Annotated in this window: 6 protein-coding genes; 5 read left to right on the plus strand and 1 reads right to left on the minus strand. The window is 55.4% G+C overall.

From position 1 onward, the window contains the following. The first annotated feature begins 36 nt into the window (after nt 1-36). From IK083_00330 to IK083_00350, 5 genes are all read left to right on the plus strand, one after another. Nucleotides 37-2,574, plus strand: coding sequence for a beta-galactosidase (locus IK083_00330; GenBank protein MBR4748004.1), 2,538 nt, complete (start codon nt 37-39; stop codon nt 2,572-2,574). 185 nt (nt 2,575-2,759) lie between these two features. Continuing rightward, nucleotides 2,760-4,757, plus strand: coding sequence for a hypothetical protein (locus IK083_00335; GenBank protein MBR4748005.1), 1,998 nt, complete (start codon nt 2,760-2,762; stop codon nt 4,755-4,757). Nucleotides 4,758-4,811: 54 nt separating this feature from the next. Continuing rightward, nucleotides 4,812-6,470 carry a right-handed parallel beta-helix repeat-containing protein gene (locus IK083_00340; protein MBR4748006.1) on the plus strand — a complete coding sequence of 553 codons (1,659 nt, stop codon included), beginning with the start codon at nt 4,812-4,814 and terminating at the stop codon, nt 6,468-6,470. A gap of 9 nt (nt 6,471-6,479) precedes the next feature. Continuing rightward, nucleotides 6,480-6,908, plus strand: a complete 429-nt coding sequence (locus IK083_00345; protein MBR4748007.1) for a hypothetical protein — start codon at nt 6,480-6,482, stop codon at nt 6,906-6,908. A 44-nt stretch (nt 6,909-6,952) separates the two neighbouring features. Further along, nucleotides 6,953-8,029 carry a hypothetical protein gene (locus IK083_00350; protein ID MBR4748008.1) on the plus strand — a complete coding sequence of 359 codons (1,077 nt, stop codon included), beginning with the start codon at nt 6,953-6,955 and terminating at the stop codon, nt 8,027-8,029. A 295-nt stretch (nt 8,030-8,324) separates the two neighbouring features. Here the strand turns inward: IK083_00350 and IK083_00355 are convergent. Next, nucleotides 8,325-8,846, minus strand: a 522-nt coding sequence (locus IK083_00355; protein ID MBR4748009.1) for a transposase, incomplete at its 5' end; no start/stop codon positions are given.

Below are 8,846 nucleotides of genomic sequence, written 5' to 3' on the forward strand. Positions count from 1 at the left end.
TGGCGGCCCCGCTTGTTTATCGAAGGAGCATATTTCATGCGAGTTGTTATTGTGATACTGTTTTTGATCTTTGCCCTCAGCGGCTGCGCCGGAAAGGGCGCCGCTGACAGCGCCAGCTCCGGCGGGGGAGAGCTGATCGGCTACAACAAGCTGTCACAGGACGCCATACAGCACGGCTATCTCCACTCTTACGAAGGCGTCAGGACCGTGTCGGGGACTCTGGCGGCCGGCGGATACAAAGTGAGATATACCGTGCCCTCCCGGGTGCGGGCCTATGATATGGTCCCGGTGAATTATACTCTGGAGATGCCTGCGGGCAGCCGCCGGACGGCCTTTGAGGCCGTGGCCTTCGAAGATCCGAAGCGCACAGGGAAAAAGGCCACCTACGACATGGCCATCCCCGGGGACATGCGGGTAAAGATGGAGTATCTGGGCTCCGTGAGCGCCGACTATGACCCGGACTCCTATCCCTACATGCAGACGGATCCCAAGGCGGCTCCTCCCGTGACAAGAGCGCCCATCAAGCGGGACCGGCTGGTGCGCTCCGGCATCATCAGGGCTGCGGACTGCGTGTGGTTCAAGTTCCGGCTGACCAATACGGGCAACACCATCCTGGACCCGGAGGGCTTCGGGGCGGGCCTCTTTATGCCCTGGATCATGCAGGTGGACGACGAGGGCAACGACATGTGGCAGGACCAGTGCCGGCCCATCAACCTGATGGAGCGGCATCTGGATTATATCTACCCCGGCGAGAGCTTTGAATTCTGGACCCAGTTTGACTGCTCCGGCCCCTTTGGCTGGCCCGGCAGGCAGCTGAGGGAAGGCAACTACGTCATCACCATGGACTACGGCTACCGCATCAACAAGACCTATGACTATTGGTGCAACGTGTGGGGCGCCATGCCCTTCCAGACCCTGAAGGTGTATCTCAGGGCGGAAAAGGAGCCCCGGCAGGCCCCTGTGAAAACCGAGACCCTGAAGCCGGACACCTCGGAGAAGATGCCGGACTACGTGTCCTCCTTCGAGGAATTCATGACCTCCTTCGACTACTATCGGGCTTCGGATGAGGCCCGGAAGATACAGAAGACCATGTATCTGCAGGTGGCCCCCTGGACGGAGTGCATCACCCTGCGGCTCATGCTCACGGACCCGCAGAAGATCGCCTTTGTCCGCATCCCCGTCACCACCGAGACGGAGCACCTGAAGATAGCCTACAACCCTGACAACACTCTGGTGGTCAATGACAACGGCCTGGAGGTCCCCATTATCGCGGCCCAGGCCATGCCGGGGATGAGGATGAATTTTCAGCTGGGTCCCTATGCCGAGGAACGCATGCTGAAGGAGGCTCTGGAAATGAAGGAGATGGGCGTCAACGTGATCTCCAATACGGCGGCCCACTACTGGAACGGGGAGCTGACCCACTACAGGGAAAACAAGACCATAGAGCCCCTCATGGTGGGCTACCGCTACTGGTTCGACCACTGTATGCAGAAGGCCGGCCTCAAAAGCCTGGGCTGGAGCGTGTATCCCGGACTCAACGGCTTCGCTCTGGAGATACACAATCTGCTGAAGGGCACCGACTACACCTCCGACGGCACCTACAACGACGAGCATATACCCGAAGGGATAGCCACTCTGGTGAAATTCTGCTACGACCGCTGGGGCGACAACTGGGTCACAGACAAAAAGGGCCGTATGCCCATCGAAATGGAGGACAGCTGGGGCTGGATGCGCTACGACGTCAACGACCGCTTTGAAAAGATAGCCCCCGACGCCGACGCCCTGTTCAGGGAGTGGGCCCGGAAGAAATACGGCTCCATAGAGGCTGTGAACAAGGCCTGGGGCTCCGGATATAAGGGCTTTGAGGAGATCAAACCCTCCGTCTTTCTGCAGGACGCCATCGACAACAACCGCAACCCGGAGTGGAAGTCCGGGGACCCGGTGTTTTACGACTGGTCACCCGCCATGGAGGACCTGGACACCTTCCGCACCGAGCAGCGGATGGCCTTTCTGGACAGGTGCAACAGGGAGATACGGAAGTATCTCCCCAACGCAGAGCTGTCGGTGCGGACCGAAGGGGCAAATCTGATAGCGAAGGGCGACCCGCAGGGAAAGGACAGCGACCTGAGGCATATATACTATTCCCAGAGGCGCCAGGCTCTGAAGTATGACACCATCAGGGAAAAGAACGTGCTGCACTTCTTCACGGACTACACCACCATAGCCTACACCCCCACTGTGTTCCGGCAGGCCTGCCGGGAGGCCCGGGAAGCCGGGGTGGCCACCTGGTATCTGATGCAGTTTGACCACATGAGGGACATAGTCCTCAACGACACCTACGGCAACGACTATTCGGTGCATTACAATCTGCCGGAGGACGCCCCGCACAAAAAGGGCATGATGATGCACGTGCTGGCCGCCGCCTATCCCTATTGGCGCATAGCCTATGAAGAAGGCCACGCCGCAGGCATCCTGTGGGCGGACTACCTGTGCGACGGCTTTGCCACCGAGACCCAGAAAAAGGAGATCAGGGTCCTCCGCGACCATCTCCCTGTCAGAAAAGCCGGCAAATAACACGCCTGCCCGGCGCTCCCGGATATTTGATCCGGGGCGCCTTTTTTGTTGAACAGACTTTTTTGTGATATAATGTAGTTGAAGGACACGAAAATGATGACGCTGTGGGCGAAAAGCCCCGCGGCAGTTTGTTTGAGAGACACGGTCACCGCCGCCGGATGCGCGGCAAACGGAGGTGTAATACCATGCGCAGATATTTTTTGATCACTGCGGCAGCCTGCCTGGCTGTCCTGGCAGTTTTTCCTTTCCGCACGCCCGGAGGCGCGGCTTCGTCCGGAGCCCATGCCGCCCCCCTGCTGTTCGGAGCGGCGCCGGAGGCCGGCGAACCCCGGGAGATCGTGACGGGCATCAGGATCTTCAACCCATTGATAAAGCAGGATTTTTTCAATCCCTACTATGAGGACGCTCTGGGCAACAGCCTGAAAAAAGGAGATCTGCCCTTAATGCCCCGGGAGCATATTCCGGATCTGAGGATATACGATACCTCGGGCGTTGCCTTTCCCGGACTTATCGCCTATATCCACACGATAAAGCCCGAGCCCAAGGTGTGGGATATCTCGGTCCCCGACGAGATACACGGAGTGAATATGTTCATATTCAGATATCTGAAAGACCCCGGGGCTTTTGCAGAGAGCTATGAGACACTGATCGAAGAAAAACTGGGCGGCGGCTATGTCCTGAAGGAATTCGATATATTCGAAGATGCGAAGGACTGCGAGCCGGTTTCTGTTCCGGTAGATCCGGAGAGATACAGAGCCCTGCGGGTCCTGGAGCACAACGGCAAAACGATATGGGCCTCCGTGGGCAGCAGACCTCTGGACGTCCGGAAGTCGGGCAAGAGGTATATAGTGCTGTCCGATGCTGGAGTCAATTATGTCACCCTTGACAAAAACGGCATGGTGACCGATTATTTTTCCAAAGGCTTTTCCCCTGCCGTTTATGACCCCTTCCGGCTGCGTGACAAGCCGGAATATCCCATAGAGGAGGGCCGGCTGCTGACGGAGAATGTGGCGCGCATAAAGTATAAAAACGGCAGCATAGCCCATTTTAAAATACAGATCACCCGGAATGACTTTGACAAGGACTCCGGCAAGCTGCCCGTGTCCGACAAGGCGTATGGCCGCGTCGGTTTTCCTTCCGTGATATGGCGGAAGGGGGAGGACCCGGGCGGCTATGGCTTGGATCATCTCGCTGCCTGGGATCTCAGGGTGTCCGACGATGAGCCCGCGTATGACAAAGGCTTCGGGAAAAGCGCCGTCCGGATGCCGGCTGCGCCTTCTTCCGCGGGAGAGGGAGCAAAGGGCGGCGGCGCCGGTTTGGCTGCCCCGTCCGGTGTGCGGGTGTATTCCGGGGCGGTGCGGGGATACGTGAAGGAAGAAGAAGAGATCGATCAGGAGCAGGTGAAAAAGAAACTGGCTGCCGGATGGATAGGGGATCTGAAAAACAACTATATAAGGAGGATGTATGTCGCTCTCAGTCTCCCGGCAGGGACCGGCAAGGAGACCAGGCTGAAGCTGGCAAAAGACATCGTGGACCGCAGCGGTATGTTCATATCCAACAGCAACATCTACAGAAAAGAATGCGGGGACGCGATCCTCTACCCCGAGCCCGATCCTTCCGAGACAGTGACTCTGGGCTCCTGGCCGCAGAGACGCGATTGGAAGGAGCCCATAGAATGGATAGTGCTGGCCAGGATGGGCAGGAACAGGCTCTATGTCATCAGCAAATACGTGCTGGAGCGCCGGGTGTTCGATGAAAGCGACACAGACGTGAAGTGGAAGGATTGCTCTCTGCGCAGCTGGCTCAATGACGAATTTTACAGATCCGCTTTTTCGGCGGAGGAAAAGAGGCGTATCCTGACTTCCGACGTCTCCACCCGGGAAAACAAAAAGGAAAGGTATGACGATCCTCAGGTGATCACCTATACCCAGGACAAGCTGTTCATCCCCTGCGGAGATGAGATCAACACCTTTTTCTATAAACAGAGAGGCTGCGCTCCCACGATGCGCGCCATGGACGGAAAGCTGTATGTCGAGGGAAGGACAGGGTTTGCCAACTGGTGGCTGCGGGGGGTCGGCTTCGGCGCGACTGTAGCGAACAGTCACAGTCCTGCATCGTCTTATGTAATACCGAACACCGATAGTATCGGAGTCCGCCCTATGATGTGGATCACTGCCGAATGAGAATATCTGACAGGGGGCCAGGGCCCCGAGGCAAAAGTGTGCGGAGGCAATAATATGAGACTGAAAGTATTTTTAGCATTGATCGCCGTTTTTGCGGCGCTGTTTTCGAGCGGCTGCGCCGATAAAGGCAAAGCGGCGGACGGGGCCTTCTCTGCCGCCGCAAAAGCCGTCTCCGCCCCGGCGGACACCGGCGCTGCGCAGGCTGCCGGCAAGATCAGGCCCATCGCGAAGCCGGCGAAGGATATACCCTTTGTCACTCTTTCCTGCAAAAAGGGCGAAGACATTACCCAAACTCTGCGGGATACCCTCACGGATAAACGCAGGATCCTGATCCCCAAGGGGACCTACAGGATCACCGGACCCGTAAGCGTTCCTTCCGACACCGTGATAAAGGGGGAACCGGGGACAGTGCTGAAAGTTGGCGGCTTTCCGAAGAAGGACGTAATGTACGGAGCTATCCCCGAAGGCGCGCCGTTGGAGCACGTTTTTGAAGTGTCGGGCGCAAGATCGGAAAACGGAGGGCCTGCGGAGCCCTGCGACAACGTGACCATAGCGAACCTTTCTTTTGTGGCTGCCGAAAAGTCCTCATCATGGGCGGCGGTCATGGCTCTTTCTGTCAGAAGCCTTACCCTGGAAAACCTTGATACCGACGGGATGAGTATAGCCTGCCTTTCCCTGGCGGACAGGCTTCGCAACGGCAGACTGAGCTTTTTCAGCCGGAATAAGATCACATCGGACGAGTATCTCAACAGAAACGTCATGATACTGAACTGCTCTGCGAACGGCAAGGGCAAGGAACGGGTGGGCGCGGGGATATTCATCGAATACTGCCGCGATTTTGCCGTCTCGGGCTGCCGGATCGAAAACTGCCGCCGTGGCATCGAACTCCATGGCGGCGAACAGCAGCGCGTGAACTACGAAAAAGACAGTTTTGTCACGGTGAAGTCCGGCGCGGTAACAGGCTGCAGCGTGCGGAAGGTCGAAGATGACGGAATATTCGCCCAACGCTGCGACTTTATCACCATAAAGGACTGCAGGGTGTCGGACAGCCGTATGGGGGCCGGCATAAGCTTTTTGGGCTCCGGCGATTTCAGGGCTGAAGGCTGCCGTGTCAGCGACTGCCAGACCGGTTATTGTACCGGGCAAAACTGTTCGGGCAATATTGCCATAGTCAACTGCAGATCCGACTTTGCCGGCAGGAAGGCGGGCTACGGCGCGAGGCATTACCGTAACGGCAACAGCGACGTAATACCGTCTTCCGCGCGTATAGTGATCGAAAACTGCGAGTTTGAAGGCAACATCGCCGGGTACATCGGATTGTCCGGTCCCGCCAAAGGCATTGTCTTCAAACACAACCGATGCGTCAACGCAATGATCGAGGTGTTAGAGGACAACATAAACGGGGAAGGCATCGAATCGAATATCACCGTTGAGAAAAATACCTTTGAGGATCATACCGAAGGCATAGACTCATTGACCGCAGCCATTTACGCCTATATACGGACCGGGACTTCGCTGTCCGTTACCGGCAATACCTTCAAGGGGGATCACGGCCTGGGCATAAGCATTATTGACGCTTCCCCCGGAGGAGGAGGAAAGGCGCACATCGACGGCAATACCCTTGAGGGCTATAATACCGATATATCGGTGGGAGCCCGAAACGGTATTACCGTGACCGGCGGTGACTTCCGGGGCGAGATACAGAAGATCTGACGGGGGGAAGTGGTCATTGAAAACTGTGTTTTTGAGAGCCGGATCCGTTCCCGCGTCTGTGAGAGCGGCACACTGAAACGCTTTGTCTTTAAAAACAACCGCTGCGTGAACACAAGCTTTGAAAGCGACGACCCGGCGGATACCGGCGGGGGTGAAAACAGCATCGTTCTGGAAAGCAACGTTTTTGAAAACGATCGCCAAAACTCTGTCTGCGCGGTAACGCTGAGGCTCTGCGGACATTCGGCGTCGGTCTGCAATAACGTTATAAAAGGAGACGGCGGGGCCGCGGGAATACTTGTTTCGGAGCTCTCTTCCGGCGGGACAGGCAGGGCTTTTATAGACAACAATAAGATCGAAGGCTTCCGCGAAACCGTCACCGTGTCTGCGGTGAAAGATATAACGGTTTCCGGCAGCGACATAAAGGGCGAAATAAAATAACTGAAGGATCGCATGGGCGCCCCTGCTATCGGAAGGAAAAAGCGATGAAAAGAGTTGTTTTGATCATTATTGCCGCCGTCATGATCTGCGCGGCTGTCTGTATCTGTTGCTACGCCTTGGGTAAAAAGGATCACAAGGTGTATGTCATAAGGAGAGAGGGGAAGACGGTCCGTATCGATACGGTGGTCAGGGATGGACGCATGTATGTAAAGGGAGAGCTGCCGGAAGAAAAGCCCATAGCCCGCCCCGAATTCCATGTTGAAAAAAAGGGGATCACGGACAAGCCGATACCAGCAGAACATATTCAGGACAGGACTATATACGAAACCTCGGAGGTAATATTCAACAGGTATATCTTATACAGGCACTATGTCAGTCCCGCCCGTGACGGAAAGCAGGAGGACAAGAGGATCACCAGGGGAGTAAACGGCGACTCGGCAGATCATTTTGCCTGGCTGTTTTTTCAAAGCCCTTTGCGGTTCAAAATGAAGTTCGGGCTGAAGGAATCAAGGACACTGCCGGAAGGCTTTGCCCTGGACAGATATGATATAAATGACGCGGCGAAAGAATACAAAAGACGAGCGCATCTGCCTGCCGACTATCACTTCTGCCCTTGTCTTGAGGTCCTGAGAGACGGCAAAAGAGTCGTGTGGGCTTCCTCCGGAGAACGCCTGATAAATGCCCAAAGGTCTGGTCAGCTTATCGCTGTCATTACCGATAAAGGGGTGTATTATGTCTCCGCAGGCAAAAACCGAGTCGTGTCGGATGTGTATCTCAAGGATTTCAAGGATTTCGGGAATAGGGTCGAAGGCATAGATCTCGGAGCGGCGCGAATGCTGACGGATAATATCGTCCGCATCAAATACACGATTGATGAGCGTGACGCGCGCTCGAATGTCAGGATCGCTCATTGGCGGATAAAGCTGACCCGCAAAGACTGTGAGAAAAACCTGCGGTCGGCGTCATTCGGCCCCGGTGAGAGTGATGATTATGCCAATGCCAAGTCCCAAAAGATGAGGGCTTCGATAATATGGTCTGACAGCAAGGCCGGTATCTCTTTGTTTGACAAAGCCTGGGACTTCGATACCGACACGTCCCATGAGCCTGACTACGGGAAATAAAACCTGTTGATGACGCGCGCTCATTGAGCGGTGACAGCCGCCCTTCCGCCGGATGCTCCCGGCAGGAGGGCGGCTGCTTGTTATTGATTCCTGCCGCCCTCAAAGGCCGCGATCAGCTCCGCCGCGGCCCGGGTCATATCTTCGGCGCACACCACCGCCGATACCACGCAGGCCATTTCGGCTGCCGGTTGTTTCCTGAATTTTGTGTAAACTCTTTCTGCAAGAGTATTACAACTTTATTATATCACAAATAGGTCTCCTTTTATCAGCTGATTATAGTTGCATCAAGTTTTTTTCATGGCAAGCCTCCTTCAGGGGTAGGGTATTGTCTCTCGAACATTTCGTTCAATTCGCTTCTGCACATCAGAAAGCCGGGCTGTATTCTCTCAGAGAATTTCTTGTTAAGGTTTATCGCAAAGCCGAAGACAAACCTTTCAAGGGAATCCTCGCTCGGAAATTGATCTTTTTTCTTGGTTTTCCGTTTTAATTGCCGGTGTATGTTTTCCACTACATTAGTAGAGTATATACAGCGCCTTATGGGCTCCGGAAAAGCATACAGGCTAAAAAGATCGTCTCTGTTCTCAAACAGTGTAACGAGTTTCCTGTAGGACTTCCCGTACTTCTCTATTACAGCGTTAAGGGCATCCTCCGCAGACAAGGCATCTGTCTGGCGATATGCCTTTTTCAGCATATCGAGAACAGCCGCGCGATCCGATTTCCTTACCAAGTATTCGGCATTTCTCATCAGATGGACCCAGCAGCGCTGAAACTTTGCCTCGGGATAAACCTTCTTGCAAGCATCGCCCAGGCCTTTCAG

Source organism: Abditibacteriota bacterium (assembly GCA_017552965.1).
Lineage (GTDB): Bacteria > Armatimonadota > UBA5829 > UBA5829 > UBA5829 > RGIG7931.